The organism is Roseibium sp., assembly GCF_048260565.1.
Taxonomy (GTDB): domain Bacteria; phylum Pseudomonadota; class Alphaproteobacteria; order Rhizobiales; family Stappiaceae; genus Roseibium.
In genome coordinates this window covers 165,601-184,585 of record NZ_JBLXGP010000006.1, presented here as the reverse complement: position 1 = coordinate 184,585, position 18,985 = coordinate 165,601, and the positions used below count along the sequence as shown (strand labels likewise).

The 18,985-nt window shown below is 61.4% G+C and carries 16 protein-coding genes and 1 tRNA gene; 12 read left to right on the top strand and 5 right to left on the bottom strand.

Going from position 1 to position 18,985, the window contains the following annotated elements; translation table 11 throughout:
* Window positions 1–137 precede the first annotated feature (137 nt).
* Entirely contained in the window at window positions 138–1,256 is a 1,119-nt protein-coding gene (gene dnaN, locus ACN0SO_RS15105; RefSeq protein WP_417679130.1) for a DNA polymerase III subunit beta, read from the top strand.
* Window positions 1,257–1,292: 36 nt separating this feature from the next.
* The gene (gene recF / locus ACN0SO_RS15100) at window positions 1,293–2,435 is read left to right on the top strand and encodes a DNA replication/repair protein RecF (RefSeq protein WP_417679128.1); all 1,143 of its coding nucleotides are present in this window, start codon (window positions 1,293–1,295) and stop codon (window positions 2,433–2,435) included.
* Window positions 2,436–2,478: 43 nt separating this feature from the next.
* Here the strand turns inward: recF and ACN0SO_RS15095 are convergent, their stop codons facing one another.
* Window positions 2,479–2,658 carry a hypothetical protein gene (locus ACN0SO_RS15095; RefSeq protein ID WP_417679126.1) on the bottom strand — a complete coding sequence of 60 codons (180 nt, stop codon included), beginning with the start codon at window positions 2,656–2,658 and terminating at the stop codon, window positions 2,479–2,481.
* Between the two features lie 253 nt (window positions 2,659–2,911).
* Between ACN0SO_RS15095 and gyrB the strand changes: the two genes are divergently transcribed.
* The gene (gene gyrB / locus ACN0SO_RS15090) at window positions 2,912–5,344 is read left to right on the top strand and encodes a DNA topoisomerase (ATP-hydrolyzing) subunit B (RefSeq protein WP_417679124.1); all 2,433 of its coding nucleotides are present in this window, start codon (window positions 2,912–2,914) and stop codon (window positions 5,342–5,344) included.
* A 143-nt stretch (window positions 5,345–5,487) separates the two neighbouring features.
* On the opposite strand, the gene ACN0SO_RS15085 is transcribed toward gyrB, so the two are convergent.
* Window positions 5,488–7,518, bottom strand: a complete 2,031-nt coding sequence (locus ACN0SO_RS15085; protein ID WP_417679122.1) for an EAL domain-containing protein — start codon at window positions 7,516–7,518, stop codon at window positions 5,488–5,490.
* A gap of 417 nt (window positions 7,519–7,935) precedes the next feature.
* On the opposite strand from ACN0SO_RS15085, the gene ACN0SO_RS15080 reads away from it, so the two are divergent.
* Entirely contained in the window at window positions 7,936–8,316 is a 381-nt protein-coding gene (locus tag ACN0SO_RS15080; protein WP_417679365.1) for a septal ring lytic transglycosylase RlpA family protein, read from the top strand.
* A gap of 543 nt (window positions 8,317–8,859) precedes the next feature.
* A tRNA-Arg gene (locus ACN0SO_RS15075) sits at window positions 8,860–8,936 on the top strand.
* A gap of 370 nt (window positions 8,937–9,306) precedes the next feature.
* On the opposite strand, the gene ACN0SO_RS15070 is transcribed toward ACN0SO_RS15075, so the two are convergent.
* Both ACN0SO_RS15070 and ACN0SO_RS15065 read right to left on the bottom strand, forming a co-directional pair.
* Window positions 9,307–10,002 carry a DUF899 domain-containing protein gene (locus tag ACN0SO_RS15070; RefSeq protein WP_417679120.1) on the bottom strand — a complete coding sequence of 232 codons (696 nt, stop codon included), beginning with the start codon at window positions 10,000–10,002 and terminating at the stop codon, window positions 9,307–9,309.
* Between the two features lie 29 nt (window positions 10,003–10,031).
* Entirely contained in the window at window positions 10,032–10,298 is a 267-nt protein-coding gene (locus ACN0SO_RS15065) for a hypothetical protein (RefSeq protein ID WP_417679118.1), read from the bottom strand.
* Window positions 10,299–10,405: 107 nt separating this feature from the next.
* Between ACN0SO_RS15065 and ACN0SO_RS15060 the strand changes: the two genes are divergently transcribed.
* The 3 genes from ACN0SO_RS15060 (at window position 10,406) to ACN0SO_RS15050 (ending at window position 13,004) form a co-directional block, all read left to right on the top strand.
* Window positions 10,406–11,626, top strand: coding sequence for an HTH domain-containing protein (locus ACN0SO_RS15060; RefSeq protein WP_417679116.1), 1,221 nt, complete (start codon window positions 10,406–10,408; stop codon window positions 11,624–11,626).
* A gap of 29 nt (window positions 11,627–11,655) precedes the next feature.
* Window positions 11,656–12,294 carry a glutamine cyclotransferase gene (locus ACN0SO_RS15055; protein WP_417679114.1) on the top strand — a complete coding sequence of 213 codons (639 nt, stop codon included), beginning with the start codon at window positions 11,656–11,658 and terminating at the stop codon, window positions 12,292–12,294.
* Window positions 12,295–12,515: 221 nt separating this feature from the next.
* Window positions 12,516–13,004: a hypothetical protein gene (locus tag ACN0SO_RS15050; RefSeq protein WP_417679112.1), complete on the top strand. Its 489-nt coding sequence runs from the start codon at window positions 12,516–12,518 to the stop codon at window positions 13,002–13,004.
* A gap of 162 nt (window positions 13,005–13,166) precedes the next feature.
* Here ACN0SO_RS15050 and ACN0SO_RS15045 read toward each other — a convergent pair whose 3' ends face one another.
* Complete coding sequence (locus ACN0SO_RS15045; RefSeq protein ID WP_417679110.1) at window positions 13,167–14,120, bottom strand: acetamidase/formamidase family protein; 954 nt, start codon at window positions 14,118–14,120, stop codon at window positions 13,167–13,169.
* Window positions 14,121–14,577: 457 nt separating this feature from the next.
* On the opposite strand from ACN0SO_RS15045, the gene ACN0SO_RS15040 reads away from it, so the two are divergent.
* Genes ACN0SO_RS15040 through ACN0SO_RS15025 form a run of 4 tightly spaced genes read left to right on the top strand, consistent with a single transcriptional unit; the run spans window position 14,578 to window position 18,940 of the window.
* A complete protein-coding gene (locus ACN0SO_RS15040; protein WP_417679108.1) occupies window positions 14,578–15,294 on the top strand; it encodes a FadR/GntR family transcriptional regulator in 717 nt (238 codons plus the stop codon).
* A complete protein-coding gene (locus tag ACN0SO_RS15035; RefSeq protein ID WP_417679106.1) occupies window positions 15,284–16,309 on the top strand; it encodes an ABC transporter ATP-binding protein in 1,026 nt (341 codons plus the stop codon). The genes ACN0SO_RS15040 and ACN0SO_RS15035 overlap by 11 nt, the downstream gene beginning before the upstream one ends.
* Window positions 16,306–17,442 carry an ABC transporter ATP-binding protein gene (locus ACN0SO_RS15030; protein ID WP_417679104.1) on the top strand — a complete coding sequence of 379 codons (1,137 nt, stop codon included), beginning with the start codon at window positions 16,306–16,308 and terminating at the stop codon, window positions 17,440–17,442. The genes ACN0SO_RS15035 and ACN0SO_RS15030 overlap by 4 nt, the downstream gene beginning before the upstream one ends.
* Entirely contained in the window at window positions 17,429–18,940 is a 1,512-nt protein-coding gene (locus ACN0SO_RS15025; RefSeq protein WP_417679102.1) for an ABC transporter substrate-binding protein, read from the top strand. Before ACN0SO_RS15030 ends, ACN0SO_RS15025 begins: the two co-directional genes overlap by 14 nt.
* Window positions 18,941–18,985: the final 45 nt, after the last annotated feature.

The following is an 18,985-nucleotide window of genomic DNA, read 5'->3' as shown; positions in this document are numbered from 1 at the left end:
GGGCGTCCGACAGGGCGCCCCTCTTGCTTTTCGCGGCCTTTGAGGGCAGTGTCGATCCCCCGCTCCCTCCATGGGGGCCATCAGTTCCATTCAGTCGGCGCCTTCCGGCCGGCACCTCACGAGTACGGACTTTGCGTATGAAAGCGACACTCGAGCGCAGCGATCTCCTCAAGTCCCTGACCCACGTGCACAGGGTTGTCGAGCGCCGTAACACGATCCCGATCCTGTCGAACGTTCTTCTCAGGGCTGAGAGCGATTCCCTGAAGCTTAAGGCAACGGATCTCGACCTGGAAATCCTCGAAATCGTTCCCGCCATGATCGAAATGGGCGGCGCCACCACGGTGCCGGCGCATATGATCTACGACATCGTTCGCAAGCTGCCCGAAGGCTCCCAGGTCGTCCTTGAGACGACCGGCGACAACGCGACGCTGGAAATTCGCGCAGGCCGGTCGAAATTCACCCTGCAGATGCTGCCGGAAACCGATTTCCCGGACCTGACCGCAGGCGAATTCACCCATGGATTCACGCTGACGGCCGGCGATGTGCGCAAGCTGATCGACACCACCCAGTTCGCGATCTCGACCGAGGAAACCCGCTACTATCTGAACGGGATCTACCTGCATACGGTCGACACCCCCCAGGGCCAGAAGTTCCGCGCGGTTGCCACCGACGGCCACAGGCTGGCCCAGGCGGAAGTGCCTGCTCCGGGCGGATCTGCCGGCATGCCCGGCATCATCGTTCCCCGGAAAACGGTCGGCGAAATCCAGAAACTTCTGGAAGAGCCGGAAGCCGACGTCCAGATCGAGTTGTCGGACACCAAGATCCGCGTGACCACGGGCAGCATCGTGCTGACGTCCAAGCTGATCGACGGCACTTTCCCAGATTACGGCCGGGTGATCCCGCAGGGCAACGACAAGGAAATGCGCGTCGATCGCGACGAGTTCAAGGAAGCCGTCGACCGTGTTTCGACAATTTCGTCGGAACGCGGCCGCGCGGTGAAACTGTCGCTCGACGACGGGCGCATGGTGCTGACGGTCAACAATCCGGACTCCGGAAGTGCGACGGAAGAGGTTGCGGTCGAATATGATGCCGAACCGCTGGAAATCGGCTTCAACTCGCGCTACCTGCTCGACATCGCCAATCAGCTCAACAGCGATACCGCCCTGTTCAAGCTCGCGGATTCCGGTTCGCCGACGCTGATCCAGGACAATACGGTCGACGACTGCCTGTTCGTTCTGATGCCGATGCGGGTCTGACCGGTCGGTATTTCGCGCGGCGGCCAATGAGGTCCCATGACGACTGAAACGTCAGTGGTGCTCACCCGTCTGACCCTGACGGACTTTCGCAACTATGAGCGGCTCGATCTCACGTTTTCCGAGCCGCTTGTGGCCTTTGTCGGCAACAACGGCCTGGGCAAGACCAACATCCTGGAAGCCATCTCGTTTCTGACCGCCGGACGCGGCTTGCGCCGGGCGCCATTCGCGGACATTGCCCGCGTATCGGGCTCCGGCGACTGGGCGGTGTCGGCCGTCCTTTCGGTAGACGGTCTGGACACCCGTATCGGCACCGGTTTCACTGCCGGAGAACCCGGACGGCGGGTCAGGATCGACGGGGATGACGTCAAATCGTCGGAACGGTTACTCGATTATGTCCGGATCCTGTGGCTCGTGCCGGCGATGGACGGCCTGTTTACCGGGCCGGCCGGCGACCGGCGCCGGTTTCTGGACCGGCTGACCCTGTCCATCGACCCCGGCCACGGCCGCAGGGTCAGCGATTTCGAGAAGGCCCTCAGGCAACGCAACCGGCTTCTGGAACACGGCGGATCGGACAGCTATCTGAGTGCGCTCGAACAGCAGGTCGCAGAACTTGGGACCGCCGTCTCGGCCGCGCGGCACGAAACCGTCAGCCTGCTCGGTGAGACCCTCAAGGTTCAGGCGGACGCCGGCTTGCCGTTTCCCACGGCAAGTCTTGCCCTTGAAGGCGCCTTTGAAACAGCGACCGTGGGCATGAGCGCTTCGGACCGGGAGGACCATTATCTGGAACTCCTGCGCGAAGGCCGCGGAAGGGACCGGGCCGCCGGGCGCACCCTGATGGGCCCGCATCTCAGCGATCTTCAGGTGCGCCACGTGGCAAAGGCCATGCCGGCCTCCCAGTCCTCGACCGGGGAACAGAAAGCTCTGCTTGTCGGACTGATCCTGGCGCATGCGGAGCTGACGGCTTCTGTTTCGGGCATGAAGCCCGTTCTGCTCCTGGATGAAATCGCGGCCCATCTCGACCCCAACCGGCGGGCGGCGATGTTCGCACGGCTCTCTCACCTGGGCCTGCAGGCGTTCATGACCGGCACCGATGAAATCCTGTTCAAGGACATGCCGTCCGACAGCCAGGTGTTCAAGCTTGCCGACGGCGACGTAACAACGCTTCCGCCGGCAAACTGAGGTTTTTTGAAAACAGCCCCGTGAGGCTTGTCCGGAAGGCCGATTATGCCGTCACGTCGACCATGGAACCGGTTCCCGATGCCGTCGGCGCCTTGGCTGCGGGACGGTCATCGGCATCGTAATCGTTGACCTGATCGGGTCCGGGACCTTCGGCCGTTTCGCTGACAGGAAGACGGACGCTTTGGGGCGGTGCGGAGAGCGCACCAATGGTACCTACGTTCATGAGATTGTCCTCAAGATAATACCCCCAATGGCGCCACCCTTTGCCTGAATTCGTATATAATTTCCTAACCGTCCGGAGTGCCGGACCCCGATCCTGTCACATACGCTCCGGAAACCGCGGGAATTCAACGAGTAGCCGTAAAAGAAACGCAGTTATTTCAGTACGATACAACCGCCTTCCCGGCCGAGTTGAATGATGCCGGAAACGCCGTATAACGAACCGTAAGACACACACCCACGAGCAGCTGATTCGCATGAACGATACCCCTCAGAATGACACCGACGAAGACGCATACGGCGCGGATTCCATCAAGGTCCTGAAAGGCCTCGACGCGGTACGCAAGCGCCCGGGAATGTATATCGGTGACACCGATGACGGTTCGGGTCTGCACCACATGGTCTATGAGGTCGTCGACAACGCGATCGACGAGGCCCTTGCCGGTCATGCCGACAGGGTCACCGTCACCCTGAACCCCGACGGATCGGTCACCGTGACCGACAACGGCCGCGGGATCCCGACCGACATGCACACCGAGGAAGGTGTTTCGGCGGCGGAGGTCATCATGACCCAGCTTCATGCCGGCGGAAAGTTCGACCAGAATTCCTACAAGGTCTCAGGCGGTCTTCACGGGGTGGGCGTCTCGGTGGTGAACGCCCTGTCCACGCGACTGGACCTCAGGATCTGGCGGAATGGCAAAGAGCATTTCATGACCTTTGCCCATGGCGATGCCCAGAGCCCGCTTGAAGTGGTCGGGCCGGCAGACGGCAAAAAGGGGACGGAGGTCACCTTCCTGCCGTCGCCGGAAACCTTCACGAAGACCGACTTCGACTTTGCCACCCTGGAACACCGGTTGCGGGAACTCGCTTTCCTGAATTCCGGCGTGCGGATCCTGCTCACCGACAAGCGCGGCGTGGAAGACGTGGTCGAGGACCTGTTCTATGAAGGCGGGCTCGAAGCCTTCGTGCGTTATCTGGACCGGGCGAAACATCCGCTGATCGAGGCTCCGATCACCATGATGGCGGAGCGGGACGGCATCACGGTCGAAGCCGCCATGTGGTGGAACGACAGCTATCACGAACACGTCCTGTGCTTCACCAACAACATCCCCCAGCGCGACGGCGGCACCCACCTGGCCGGCTTCCGCGGCGCGCTGACGCGCCAGGTGACCGGCTATGCCGAAAGCGCGGGCCTGTTGAAGAAGGAAAAGGTTTCGCTCACCGGCGACGACTGCCGGGAAGGCCTGACCTGCGTTTTGTCGGTCAAGGTGCCGGACCCCAAGTTCTCCTCCCAGACCAAGGACAAACTGGTTTCCTCCGAGGTTCGGCCCGTCGTTGAAAACCTGATCTCCAGCGCGCTTGCCGATTGGTTTGAGGAAAACCCGGCCCCGGCGCGCTCGATCGTTTCGAAGGTGGTCGAAGCGGCATCCGCACGCGAAGCGGCGCGCAAGGCCCGTGAGCTCACCCGGCGCAAGGGAGCCCTCGATATCGCTTCCCTGCCCGGCAAGCTCGCAGACTGCCAGGAGCGCGATCCGGCCAAGGCCGAACTGTTCCTGGTCGAGGGTGATTCCGCAGGCGGCTCGGCGAAGCAGGGCCGGCACCGCGAAAACCAGGCCGTTTTGCCCCTGCGCGGCAAGATCCTCAACGTGGAGCGCGCCAGGTTCGACAAGATGCTGTCGTCGAACGAGATCGGAACCCTGATCACAGCGCTCGGGACCGGGATCGGCAAGGAAGAATTCAATATCGAGAAGCTGCGCTACCACAAGATCATCATCATGACCGATGCGGACGTGGACGGCGCCCACATCCGGACCCTGCTTCTGACCTTCTTCTTCCGCCAGATGCAGGACCTGATCGAAAACGGTTACATCTATATCGCCCAGCCGCCGCTCTACAAGGTCAAGCGCGGGCAGTCGGAACAGTACCTGAAGGACCAGAAGGCGCTTGAGGATTACCTGATTTCCACCGGCCTGGAGGATTCCTCCCTCACCCTCGCCAATGGCGAAGTGCGCACCGGCAAGGATCTGCGCGAGGTTCTCGAACAGGCGCGTGCCATCGCCTCGATCTTCGACGGCCTGCATTCGCGCTACGATCGTACCGTCGTCGAGCAGGCGGCAATTGCGGGCGCATTGAACTCCGAAGTTCTCCACGATCGGGACAAAGCGGCCGATGCGGCTGCCTATATCGCCCGTCGGCTCGATATCCTGGCGGACGAATTCGAGCGCGGCTGGACCGGCGAGGCGCAGGAGGACGGCAGTCTCGTCTTCCGGCGGACCGTTCGCGGCGTGGAAGAGGTTGCGACCATCGATGCGGCACTGTTGAGTTCGTCGGATGCCCGGCGGCTGGCGTCCCATGCCGATCATCTCCAGGAAATCTACGGCAAGGCGGCGAACCTGCGCCGGAAGGATATCCACACCGAGATCCGCGGACCCAGGACCCTGCTCGAGCAGATTTTCGCTTACGGACAGAAGGGCATTTCGCTGCAGCGCTACAAGGGCCTCGGCGAGATGAACCCGGAACAGCTCTGGGAAACCACCCTCGATCCGAACGCCCGCTCCCTGCTGCAGGTGAAGATCCGCGAAGCCGACGATGCGGACGACATTTTCACCAAGCTGATGGGCGACGAAGTCGAACCGCGGCGCGAATTCATCCAGGACAACGCCCTGAGCGTCGCCAATCTGGATATCTGATGTCTTGGTGCCCCGTTTCCGGCCCCGGCCGGATCCGGGGCCATGTCCGACAGACCTGAGTCCCCTAAACCCCGGGTCCTCTAAACACAGGGTCCTCTAAACACAGGGGTCTCTAAGCACAGGGGCCCCTCAACCCGGAGCCCTTACATCCAGGGAACCGGTTTGCCGAAGAAATAGCCCTGCGCGGCTTCGATGCCGAGTGCGCGCAAAAGTGTCATTTCCCGTTCCGTCTCCACATGCTTGGCGATCACCTTGATGCCAAGGTCATGGGCCGCATCGGTCAGACCCTTCAGGACCAGCGCCTTGGCCCTGTCCCTGGTGACCTGCTGGGTCAGGCTGGCATCGAGCTTGATCCAGTCGACCTGCAAATCGGTCAGGCGTGCCAGCACCGGCCAGTGCCCGGCAAAATCATCGATCGCCGTTTGGCCGCCGAGATCGATCAGGAACCGGAAAAAACTCTCGATCGTCGTCGGTTCGCGCAGAAAATCCTTTTCCGCGACTTCCAGACATATTCGGCTTGCCAGGAGCGGATTGTCACGCAGCCGCTTTTGCAGGATATCCAGGAAATCCGGATTACCGGCCGACTCGGCGGACACATTCACAGTCAATATGGTTTTGGTGCCGCGAGCCGCGGCCGCGTCCAGGACCTTATCCAGGGTCCAGCCTTCGATTTGTGCCACATAACCACTGCGCTCCGCAGCCGAGATGAGGACCCGGGGAGAAAAACCGGATCCTTTCTCCCCTCTCAGACGAAGCAGAATTTCATCTCCGCATGGCCGGTCTTCCTGAAGAAACCGGATCGGCATGGAATAGAGCTCAAAGTCGTTGGCCCGGATATCGTCCGGCTCGATAACCTTGACCGGTACGGCACTGTCGAGCAGGAAGTCTCCCGCTTCCGCCTTATGCAGGTGGACCGTCCGGCCGCCTATCCTCTTGCCGCGCAGGCAAGCGGCATCCGCCAACCGTAGCAAAGCGGACGGATCGATGCTCCTGTCCACGGCCTGCGAGGTCAGGAACGAGATCCCGATCGAGCTGCCGATGGTGAAAATGCGGTTGCTGACCTCGAGCCGGATCCGGGACAGCGCGTCCAGGACCCGCTCCGCATGATCGAGCGCATGGCCTTCATCCGGCAACAGGCACATGCCGGCAAATTCGTCGCCGCCGATCCTCCCGACGCAGCCGATATCGCAGAAACAGCGCTGCAGGGCGAATGCCACCCGCACAAGCATTTCGTCGCCGGCGTCATGACCGCCAAGATCGTTGACCTTCTTGAATTCGTCGAGGTCAAAGTAGAACACAGCGAGGCCCCCCAGAGGGTTGTCCTCCAGCCTGGCAAGGTGCTCCTGCAGAAATGCCAGAAAGGCGCGCCGGTTCGACAGGCCGGTGAGCGCATCCTGATAGGCCAGGCGCCTGTATTCCTCCACCTCATGGGGGGAATCCACATTGCCGCGAACAATCGCCATCACGCCGGGTCGATCCTGGTTCGATGGCTCGGCCAGCGGGACAAGACGTATTTCGGTAATTTTCGCGGCCGGTCCGGGTTCGCAGGCGTTTTTTTGCCTGTTCAATCCGGTGTAGAGCGTCTGCACGTCGCCGTTCAGACAGTTTTCGAGCATGAGGCATAGTTCGGCCGGGTCGATGGATCCGCCCGCGGCATCTTCGAGGCGCGCGTGGATAGACGCTGCTTCGTCCAGTGCACCGAAGATCAGAACATCGTCCGGAAATCGGGTCAGAAGGTCGTCGATCCGCAAACGTTCCGACTCCCCGGGAGACCCGTCAAACTGGAACAGGACGACCGCCGATGCCTCGTCCTGGAGAATGATCGGCGTGCAAACGGCCTTCCCGCCCAGATCCCCGCCCGAAGCAGACACCAGTTTGCCGATGATTTCGGAAGGCGTTCCGTTAAAGGCGGCTTTCAGGGCAGGCTGGCATCGCCGTAGTGTTTCCCGGGACAGAAAATCGGAAAATCTTTTGCCGATGGAATCGCCGCTTCCGAGGCCCAGGAACGATCCAAAGGCCTTGTTTACCGCGACAATCGCACCGCTGCTGTCCAGAAACGCGGCCGGCTGCGGGATCACCTCCAGCAGGGAGCCGTATAATCCGGTCGCTTTGTTTGAAGCCGCACGAAAGGAGGTATCCTCCTGACTGCAGATCACCCCTTGACTGTTCGGCACAAGCCGCCCTTTCAGAAATTCGACGGTTTTCCAGACGTCACCACTCAATAACTAATTGACGTTTTGCGAATTTCTTCATGTTTAACACGAGTTATCTCCTAAGAAATATTACGATATCGATACCCACAGACCTTCGAGAAATTATATTTAACGAGCTGTTAATACGATATACTTGTTTTTTTAGTGTTCAATTTATTATAAAAATAAAATAAACCTTGCCGTGCAAAAATGCCCGCCTCAATTTCACCACCTTGTCCGGCAATAGAACACCTTGAATTTTCAGCGGGCTTTCGACGGAAAGCCGGTCGCAAGGATAAGCACATGCTGCCGCCCAAGATCTGCACTGCCTTCGTAAAAGTGCATACATTTTTTCCGTCCGCGCTGCCGACGTCCAGGGTCTTCGCTCTCACGAGCCTGATGCTGTTTTCTACCGGTTTTCTTGTCCTGCCTCGTCAGACCGCCGAGGCGAGCCCGACATTTATCCAGTGCGGCAAGGCTTCCTGGTATGCGCTGACGTCCAAGACCGCGAGCGGTGAGCGCGCCAATCCGAATGCCATGGCCGCTGCTCACCGGACGTTGCCCTTCGGCACGCTCGTCAAGGTCTCAAATCTCAGAAATGGCAGGGAAATCACGGTCCGGATCAACGATCGCGGACCCTTCGTGAAAGGCCGGGTGATCGACGTGACGAAAGCAGCAGCCGGCAAATTGGGCTTTTTGCCGCAGGGCGTTGCAAAGGTGCGCATCACCGTGGCCGGAGCCGACGGCGAGACCCACAAGGTGCCGGATTGCGGGAAATGATGGCCTTTTGGAGCTGACGGATGCCGTCCGGCCGCACGACCATCCGGTCACCGTCCTTTGAATGAATACAAGTGATCGATTCCCGTACGGTAAATCAAAAAATAAATTTTTTTACGGTAATGACAAACGCCTCTGTCCTTAGTAGTATGCGCGCTGTGGTCGATGGGGCCACGTGCACAGTAACTTATTTCGCGCGGCCCGTGCTTGGTCGCGCGTTTTTTTTATTGCTTGTCGGCCCCCTCACCAGGCGCGAAAAGTTAACGTTCCCAAGCTCGGGGATCCGGCGATTGGAACAAGAAAATCACACGCCGGCCCGCTCCGATCATGCATTTCCAACCAAGACCGTCCCGATTGCGACCCATCGGCTGCGTGTTCCAGTTCCGGGAGCTCTCCGAACGCGTGTATACTTCGGACAGATGCATGCGCTGACAGCGGGTAACCGCGACCGGAAAAACGAGGCTTGCATCTTTTGAAGAAAGCAATTGCCCCTGACTGGTCAATCGGGTATCAGGACAGTCTGTCGGCACCAAGGCTGCCGACCACGCACCCGTAGCTCAGCTGGATAGAGCGCTGCCCTCCGAAGGCAGAGGTCACAGGTTCGAATCCTGTCGGGTGCGCCAAATTTTTCAAAGACTTAGCATCATATCGGCGAATGTGGTTTTTCGAAAAGTAACCACATAGTAACCACCGATAGAGCATTCCAATTGCCAGGTGCTTGCCGTTGGAAATGTGTCGCATTTCGAAATGCGATGCCAACCCTCCCCTCTCCCTCCGCTCTTGTCGCGCATGGGGAGAATGGAGCGGCAGGGATTTAGGCGCTGACCTGCTCGCTTAATTATCCTCGTTTATAAGTTTGCTCTTTCCAAAGTGTAATCCGGCCTGGATTAGGTTGTAAATTAATATGGGCTCCGGGTGCCCCGCTCGCCTTCGCGCGCGGGGCCTGATCGTCGAGATCAATCACCCTTGCCAAGCAGCAAGTACGGCACCGCCTCAATAGCTGTCGTGCAGCTTGACCCAGCCCATGATGGAGCCGTTTTCGTTGCGGCCCTTGGGCGTCAGGTCGAGCCAGTTGAAGGCGCCCATGAGGAGTTCGGCGCCGCGGTGGTAGGTGGAGTAGGTGTGGTAGAGGGCGCCGGCCTCGTCCTTTGCGAAGACGCTGACGCCGAACATGTCCTGGGCCTTTTCGATCTTCGTCTTGCCGTAGTTGTAGGTCGCCCGCCCGGAAGCGCGGTCTTCCTCGGTGAAGGAGACGCCGAAATCGTAGTTGAAATCGTTGCCGCCGGAGGAGACCCAGTTGAAGGTCCAGCCCATGCGGTCCTTCACCTCCATGATCCGCTTGATCGGCGCGCGGGAAACCGCGGCGAAGGCCAGGTCCGCGTGCTCGAAATGCTGCCGAGCGGCGTCGATGTTGTCGGCGATGAACGAGCAGCCGGAGCAGATATGGTCGGAACCCGGCGTCAGCATGAAGTGATAGACGGCAAGCTGGCTGCGGCCTTCGAACAGATCCTCCAGTGCGCAGGGGCCTGCAGGTCCCTCGAAAACATAAGGCTTGTCGATCCTGACCCAGGGCAGCTGCCTGCGCTCGGCGCGCAGGGCGTCGAGGTCGTGGGTCAGGTCGAGTTCCTTCGCCAGAAGCGCCTTGCGGGCGTCCAGCCATTCATTTCTTGAAACGACGGAATGTTGCATGGTCAGTCTCCTTCAGTGCGGTTTGCTAGTCAGGTTGTCGGTCGCGGCCGGCGGGAAGCGAGCTTCAGCCAGGGCGACAGGTGGAAAAGGCTCATCAGCAGGTACATCCAGGTCATGCCGCCAATGGGCAGCAGGCCCGGTGCCGAGGAGCAGATCGGGGTCTGCGAGGCATCGCCCGCCGAAATCCAAGCCATCAGCGCGAAAACCGGAGAGGCGGCGAGGCCGAGCCAGTCGGCCGCGTCGCGGGGCAACCGGGCCCCGGTCTTGCATTCGGCCGGTATTGCGGGTGTGGTCATGTCCGTTTCTCCGTTCCGATTTGGGCGTTGCCTGCGGTTGCAGAACCGGACAAGGATGTAGAACGGGGGGAGGACCCGGTGTGAGTTACAAGTGTGACGGGATTTGAATGGACTCGCTGATCACCGCGGCCGGCCGCGCCCTTGCGAGCGGCGATCCGCTCGGCGCCCTGAAACGGGTTGCGCTGCGCGACGATGCCCCGGCGCTTGCCCTGCGCGGCATCGCCATGGCGCAGTTGGGCGATCTTGCCCTTGCCAGGGAGCTGTTGCGGAAGGCCGCGCGCGCCTTCGGAACGGTGGAGCCCATGCACCGCGCGAGGTGCCAGGTCGCCGAGGCGGAGATCGCGCTCGTCTCACGTGATCTCGGAAAATCATTGCACCTCCTTGGGCCGGCGCGGGCCATGCTCGACGCCCATGGCGACCGGATAAATGCAGCCTATGCCGGCTTCCTCGAGGCCCGGCACCTGCTTCTGATCGGGCAGCTCGACGGGGCCGAACAGGTGCTGTCCGGAATCGAGATCGACACCCTGCCACCGGTGGCCCGGCCGGGATACGAACTGGTGAGTGCCGGGATCGCCATGCGGCGCATCCGGGCGATGCAGGCGCAGGCTGCGCTCGAGCGGGCGGCGCGCGCGGCACGGGCAACCGGAATTCCCGCGCTGGAGGCCGAGGTCGACCGGGCAATACAAGCCTTTGAAGCCCCTGCCGCGCGCCTGATAACGCAAGGGGGTGAACGGCTGCTCAAACTCGGGGACGTCGAGGCGTTGCTGGCCTCGAAAGCGCTTGTCGTCGATGCCTGCCGCAATGCGGTGCGTTGCGGGCCGACCTCGGTTCCACTGGCGAGCCGTCCGGTGCTTTTCACGCTCCTGCGCGCGCTTGCCGAAGCCTGGCCCGGGGATGCTGCGCGGGAAAAACTCCTGACGCGGGCCTTCGGTGCGCGCCATGCGGACGAGTCCCATCGCGGGCGGCTGCGCGTCGAGATCGGACGACTTCGCGATGCGATCAAGCCCCTGGCCGAACTCAGCGCCACAAGCCGGGGCTTTGTGCTGGCCTCCAAATCGGCGAATTCGGTTGTCGTGCTGGCACCGCCAGTGGAAGAAGATCACGGCGACGTCCTGGCCCTGCTCGCAGATGGCGAGGCCTGGTCGAGCTCGGCGCTGGCGCAGGCGCTTGATGTCAGCCCGCGCACGGTCCAGCGGGCGCTCGAGGCGCTGGCTGAAACCGGCAAGGTCGAAAGTTTCGGCCGCGGCCGGGCCTGCCGCTGGATCGCATCGACCGTGCCCGGTTTCCCGACAAGTTTGTTACTCCCCGCTTCGGCGATCAGCCGCTAGGTTGTAAACTCATAAGTGAGGTTGGAGCCATGAAACGCACTTCCGCAGAAATCCTCCGCGAATACGGTCCCTTCCCCGGCGTCGAGGCCGTGGCCGGGGTCAGCTTCGACGGCAACAAGGTCTGGTTCGCAACCGGCGACAGGCTGACCGCCCTTGATCCGGACAGCGGGGAGACATCCAGGACGATCGAGATCGGCGCGGACGCGGGAACGGCCTTCGACGGCAAGCACCTGTTCCAGATTGCGGAAACGGTCATTCGCAAGATCGACCCGGAGACGGGCGAGGTGCTCGGCACAATCCCGGCGCCCGGCGAGGGCGGGGATTCCGGGCTTGCCTGGGCGGAGGGAACCCTCTGGGTCGGCCAGCACCGCGGCTGCAAGATCCATCAGGTCGATCCGGAAACGGGGACAATCCTGCGCACCATCGACTCCGACCGGTTCGTCACCGGCGTCACCTGGGTGGACGGCGAGTTCTGGCACGGCACCTGGCAGGACGACAAGAGCGACATCCGGCGCATCGACCCTCAGACGGGCGAGGTGCTGGAATGTCTCGAGATGCCGGAAGGAACCGGCGTGTCGGGCATGGAATCCGATGGCGCCAGCCGTTTCTTCTGTGGCGGCGGCGGCAGCGGCAAGGTGCGCGCCGTCCGCCGGCCCGGAAGCCGGTAACGCGAAACCTGTTGTCGTTATCGAAGTTCGAATGCTCCAGATCCAAGCGTCCCAGAATTCAATTCCCGCGCATCCCCATCCGCTCTCAACGCCCTCGCCAGCCGGACGCGACGTTACTGACGCGACCCAAATTCATGTTAAGCCGAAACTTCCCACGGCTGATCAACTCAAATTGCACATTTATAATTGTATGTTAATATTTTTCTCGGGGAGGATGCATTATGGATATTACTTCATGGGTATTTACAGCCATTGGCGTCATTCTTTTATTCGTTGCGAGTCTTTTTGTGTTTCGACAGCACACGATTTCAACAGGGCAAGCTTTGTTATTCGCCCTCGGCGTAGCACTAGTTGCGATGCCTCATGTCGTGAATTTTGAATGGTCGGACGGCGGCATCAAGTTTACGACAAAGGAAGCGACTGCGACCCTTACTGATCAAGTCAAGTCGATTACGGAACAGCAGAAAGAAATAAACGACCAAATAAAAATCCTGAGCCAGACTGTCAAAGACACATCAGAACGAATGAATTCAGTATTGGCATCTATAAAGAGCAATGATCCGAGCGTGACCATTCCATCAACGACAGTTGTTCCACCCGAAACGTGGAAAAATTTTCTCGATAAAAATGAAAAAATTAACGAACAGTCCCTGCAGACCATTTTCAAACTCGACAACCTGCAGCAAGAGCTCGCTCCAGCCACCAAATGAAATCGACCCCCGCTCCGCTTGCGGCGTTTCTGGCAATTGCGTGCGCTCACGACGCGAGGTTTCAGTGGCGATCAGTTGTTTCGCCACATGGGAATTTTCTCTGTTTTCAGATGCGCGATACAGATCTGTCAGGAAGAAAGTTTTCGTCCTGATCGCGACGCGTCAATCCAGAACGACCTTCGGAAAATAGAACGATACGACCCAGTTCGGCGCGTCGACGATTTCGGAAATCCGGAGATCGCCGCAGACCGAGCAGAGCATGTAGGCATCCACCGGGCTGTAGCCGTGACGGGCACACAGGAGATCGATCATGTTGGACACGGCTCCCTGCGCGCCTTCAAACAGGTTTTCGCCGATACCTGTCGTGACCTCGTAGCCCTTCTCGTCGAGATGGCGGGTGACCGGGCCGGGCGTCTCGAAGCGCGGCATCTTCAGATCCGCGCCCTTTATCAGATCGAATTTCAGAACCACGTTCATCGGGCTTTCGATGGCCGTGCCGCAAACCTCGCCGTCGCCCTGGGCCGCATGGGTGTCGCCGATGGAAAACAACGCGCCCGCCACTTCGACAGGCAGATAAAGCGTCGTCCCGGCGGCCAGGTCGCGGATATCCATGTTGCCGCCGACACGGCGTGGCGGGATGACCGAATGACGGCCGGCCTCCGCCGGCGCAACGCCGATGGTGCCCGCGAACGGTTTCAGCGGAACCTTTCCGAACGGGGAGAAGGCCGACAAGACGGGATTGTCCTTGTCGTAGGACCAGATATGCAGCGCCGGGTCCTTGAACTGGTCCGCCAGCAATCCGAAGCCCGGGATGTTCGCGGTCCAGCCGAAGCCGGAGGGCTTGTAGTCGAGTATCTTCACAACCAGCGCATCGCCAGGCTCGGCCCCGTCCACATGGATCGGGCCTGTGACCGGATTGATCTTGCCAGGATCCATTGAGGCAAGGTCATTCGCGGTGCTATCGGGCGTCAGCTGGCCGGCGGAACTGTCAATGCATTCGAATTCCAGCACCTTCCCCGGGGCCACTTTTTCGACCGGGGCAATGGAGTTGTCCCAACCGAAATGGTGCTGCGCCGCATGGATCGTATAGCTCGCGGTTCTGCAATTCACGCACATCGTTCGTCCAAACATGGTCGTCGTTGACAGGATGACGGGCCTATTCCGCCCCGCCGCCGGCTTTGGAAGCAAGCATAGGAATTTCCCTGCCGGAGGACCAGTGCCGGATCGAATCCGCAACCAATATGAATCCAATTTCGCAATGGCCCCTCAGCGAGAAACGATTGAACGTTCCGATGCAAGGTCGCCGGAACCCGCGCCCACGCCTTGCGCAGCCCGCCCAAAACAAAGGCAGGCGAGCTCCCTGGAAAGTGCCGGATTGCCAACGGAAACCCAAGCCTATGATGCGTCAAGGTATTTGGAATCAACCGCTTTTCCGAACACTGCAAACCGCGGCTGATCATGACCCGCTCCCATCTCTCCAAAAAAGGAACATTGCCTAAATCAGGATCTTGCCCCTTTTCGGATCATGCTCCAATAATGTGACCAATAGAAATTGGTTCCGCAAAGATTGGCCATGACCGGAAACGACAGACCCGCACAGAGAAATTCCAGTCTTGCGCTGGAGCGCCTGAGGATCATCGTCGATCAGTTGCAGATGGACGGGCGCGACCAGCTTCCGACCGAGCGGGAGCTGGCCGAGGAGATCGGCGTCGGCCGGCGCGCCGTCCGCCGGGCGCTCGAGGTCATGGAAACGGAAGGCCGCATCTGGCGGCGGCAGGGCTCCGGCACGTTTATCGGGCCAGAGCCGACCCATCCGGAACGCCAGATCCGGAAGCTTCCGGAAGTCAGCAACATGCTCGAGGTGATGGAAGTCCGCCTGCGGATCGAGCCGGTGCTGGCGCAACTTGCCGCGCTCCGGGCGACGCCGTCGGACGTGGCCGCCATGCGCGACCTGGCCGAAAAGGTCGCAAGCGCCGACGACCTGGACAGCCGCGAACTCTGGGACGGTGCCCTGCACCGGGCGATTGCGAGTGCGGCCGGCAACACGCTGTTTCTCGCCCTGTTCGATGTGGTCGACCGGGTTCGCCAGAACGACGCCTGGCGCCACGTGCGCGAAGCCATTCGCACCAGCGATGCCCTGTCTCTCTACAAGTCGCAGCATATCCAGGTGATCGACGCAATCGAACGCCGCGATCCGATCGCCGCGGAAAAGACCATGCGCCAGCATCTGCTCGCCCTGCAGGAGCGCCTGCTGTTCCAGTCGTCCGCGGAGCTGACCGATGCCGTCTGACGAGAACGCTGGCCGCGAAGCGGAGACCGCCGACCTATTGCAGGTCCGGGACCTTGCGGTGCGCTTCAAGGGATCGAAAGCCAACGTGGTCGACGGCGTTTCCTTTTCGGTCGCACCCGGATCGACGCTTTGCATTGTCGGTGAAAGCGGCTGCGGCAAGTCGGTGACCGCCCTGTCGCTGATGGGCCTTCTGCCCATGCCGCCGGCCGAAATCGTCTCGGGCACAGCACTTTTCGACGGCATGGATCTGCTGTCCCTTCCGCGCCGGGAAATGGGGGACATCCGCGGCAACCGGATGGCGATGATCTTTCAGGAGCCGATGACCTCGCTCAATCCGGCCTACCGGATCGGCGACCAGATCGCCGAGGTCGTGCTGCGCCACAAGCCGGTCTCCCGTAGCCAAGCCCGCGCCCGGGCCCTTGAAATGCTGGACCGGGTCAAAATCCCGGCGGCAGCCCAGCGGCTCGACGATTACCCGCACCAGCTTTCCGGTGGCATGCGCCAGCGCGTCATGATCGCCATGGCCCTTGCCAACGATCCCGCCCTCCTGATTGCCGACGAGCCGACCACGGCGCTCGACGTCACCATCCAGGCGCAGATCATTGACCTGATCCGGGAGCTGCAATCCGAAACCGGCACGGCGCTGGTCATGATCACCCACGACCTCGGCGTGGTCGCGGAAATCGCCGACAAGGTGGCGGTCATGTATGCCGGGCGCATCGTCGAGGAAGGCACGGCCGAAATGATCTTCGACGATCCGCAGCACCCTTACACCATCGGCCTGATGAGCTCGATCCCCTCCATCGGCAAGCGCTCCGGCCGCCTGACCACGATCACCGGCATGGTGCCGACCATCGACACCATGCCGGCCGGATGCCGGTTCGCGCCGCGCTGCCCCTTTGCGGATACGGCCTGCACCGCGGCCCCGCCGCCGCTGCAGACGGTCGAAGGCGGTCACCGGGTCGCCTGCGTGCATGCGCCGCTTGAGGCCACATTCGCGGAGGCCTGCGCATGAGCGTTCCGACAAAAGACAGGATCCTGGAAACCCGCGCCGTCGCCCGGCACTTCACCAGCGGCGGCAGCCTGTTTGCCGAAAAGAAGGTCGTCCGGGCCGTGGACGGGGTCAGCCTGACCGTCCGGCGCGGTGAGACCCTGTCCATCGTCGGCGAAAGCGGCTGCGGCAAGTCGACCCTGGCGCGCCTTTTGGTCCGGCTGATCAAGCCGACGTCCGGTGAAGTGCTCTATGACGGCAACGACATTTCCACCCTGTCGGAACGGGAAATGCGGCGCCTGCGCGGCGAGCTGCAGTTCGTGTTCCAGGACCCGTTTTCCTCGCTCAACCCGCGCATGACCGTCGGCGCCATCATCGAGGAACCGATGAAGGTGCACACGCGTCTGCCACGCACTGAGCGGCGGCGCAAGGTCGCCGATCTCCTGCAGAAGGTCGGCTTGCGGCCGGAATTTTCCAACCGCTACCCGCACGAGTTTTCCGGCGGACAGCGCCAGCGCATCGGCATTGCCCGGGCGCTCGCCAGCGGTCCGAAGGTGATCATCGGCGACGAGCCGGTGTCCGCGCTCGACGTTTCAGTCCAGGCCCAGGTCATCAACCTCTTGGAAGACCTGAAGGACGAGTTCGAACTGACCCTGATCCTGATTGCCCATGACCTGGCCGTGATCCGCCACATGAGCGACCGGGTGGCGGTCATGTATCTGGGCGAGATCGTGGAACTGGCCGACACGGATGCGCTTTATGACGCGCCGCTGCATCCCTACACGCAGGCGCTGATGCAGGCGATCCCGATCCCCTCGCCCCACAGCCGCGGCATGCTGGCCGATCTGAAGGGTGACGTACCTTCGCCGCTGGCGCCGCCCACCGGGTGCCGGTTCCACACAAGGTGCCCCCATGCGACCGCGATCTGCGGCACCGAAAAACCTCTTTTGAGCGCGGCCGGCGAAGACCGCCAGGTGGCCTGCCACCATTGGCACTCCCTCGCCGGCACCGCGCAAAGCCAGAATAGCGAACCGCCAAGAACCGCAGCGGCGGACCGGCGTTTCGCTCTTTATCGGGACTGGAGTCAAAAAAAGCACAAAGCCCCATCGACGGGCTCCCGGCCTCGAAACACCCAGAGGAGAAGTGAAAATGCGTAAACAACTGCTCGCCGCGCTCTTGCTCGGCGCAAGCTCCGTGTTGACCCCTGCGCTGGCGGCGGACCTCCGCATCGGCCTGCAGGAAGATCCGGACGTTCTCGACCCGGATCAGTCCCGGACGTTTGTCGGACGTATCGTCTATGCGTCGCTGTGCGACAAGCTGGTCGACATCACCCCTGACCTGGAAATCATTCCGCAGCTCGCCACGGACTGGAGCTGGTCCGACGACGGCATGACGCTGACCATGAACCTGCGCGAAGACGCAAGCTTCCATGACGGCACGCCGTTCAACGCGGAAGCGGTGAAGGCGAACATCGACCGCTCCCAGAACCTGCCGGAAAGCCGCCGCAAGAGCGAAGTGAAGTCGATCGCAGGCGTCGAGGTTACCGGCCCCTACCAGGTCAAGTTCACGCTGAAGGCGCCGGATGCGACCCTGCTTGCCCAGTTCGCCGACCGTTCCGGCATGATGCTGTCGCCGACCGCCGCTGCGGCTGCCGGCGCCGACCTTGGTGCCAACCCGGTCTGCTCCGGCCCGTTCAAGTTCGTCGAACGTGTCGCGCAGGACCGGATCGTGCTTGAGAAGTTCGCCGACTACTGGAACAAGGACGCGATCCATTTCGACAAGGTGACCTTCCTGCCGATCCCGGACACCACCGTGCGCCTGGCCAACCTGCGCTCCGGCGATCTGGACATGCTGGAACGCCTGGCGGCAACGGATGCGGCTTCGGTCAAATCGGACAGCGGCCTGCAATATGCGGAAGCCGTCAGCCTCGGCTACCAGGGCATCACCGTGAACCTCAACAACGGCGAGCGCGGCGACAACCCGTTCGGCAACGACCCGAAGATCCGCCAGGCCTTCAGCCTGTCGCTGGACCGTGATGCCATCAACCAGGTCGTCTTCGAAGGCGTGTTTGCGCCGGGCAACCAGCCGTTCCCGCCGACGAGCCCCTGGTATGACAAGGACTACCCGGTCCCCGCCCGCGACGTGGAAAAGGCAAAGGCGCTCCTCAAGGAAGCCGGCTACGACAGCCTGGACGTGGAAGTGCAGGTCGCCAACAATCCCGTCCAGACCCAGCTGATGCAGGTGGTTCAGGCCATGGCCGCCGAGGCGGGCTTCAACGTCAAGCTGAAGTCGATGGAATTCGCCAGCCTGCTCGCCGACCAGTCGGCCGGCAACTACCAGGCAAGCCAGGTGGGCTGGTCGGGCCGCGTGGATCCGGACGGCAACATCCACCAGTTCATGACCTGCAAGGGCGGTATCAACGACAGCAAATACTGCAACCCGGACGTCGACAAGCTGCTCGACGAAGCCCGCCGCAGCACCGACAACGCTGTCCGCAAGGCGAAGTATGATGCGGCAAGGGACATCCTGATCCAGGATATGCCGATCATCTATCTTTACCATCAGACCTGGATCTGGGCCCTGTCCGACAAGATGGAAGGCTTCACCGCCTATCCGGACGGCATGATCCGGCTTGAGAACGTGAAGTTCAAATAACCCACACGAAACAGCCATTGGGACCCGGCTCCGGCCGGGTTCCAC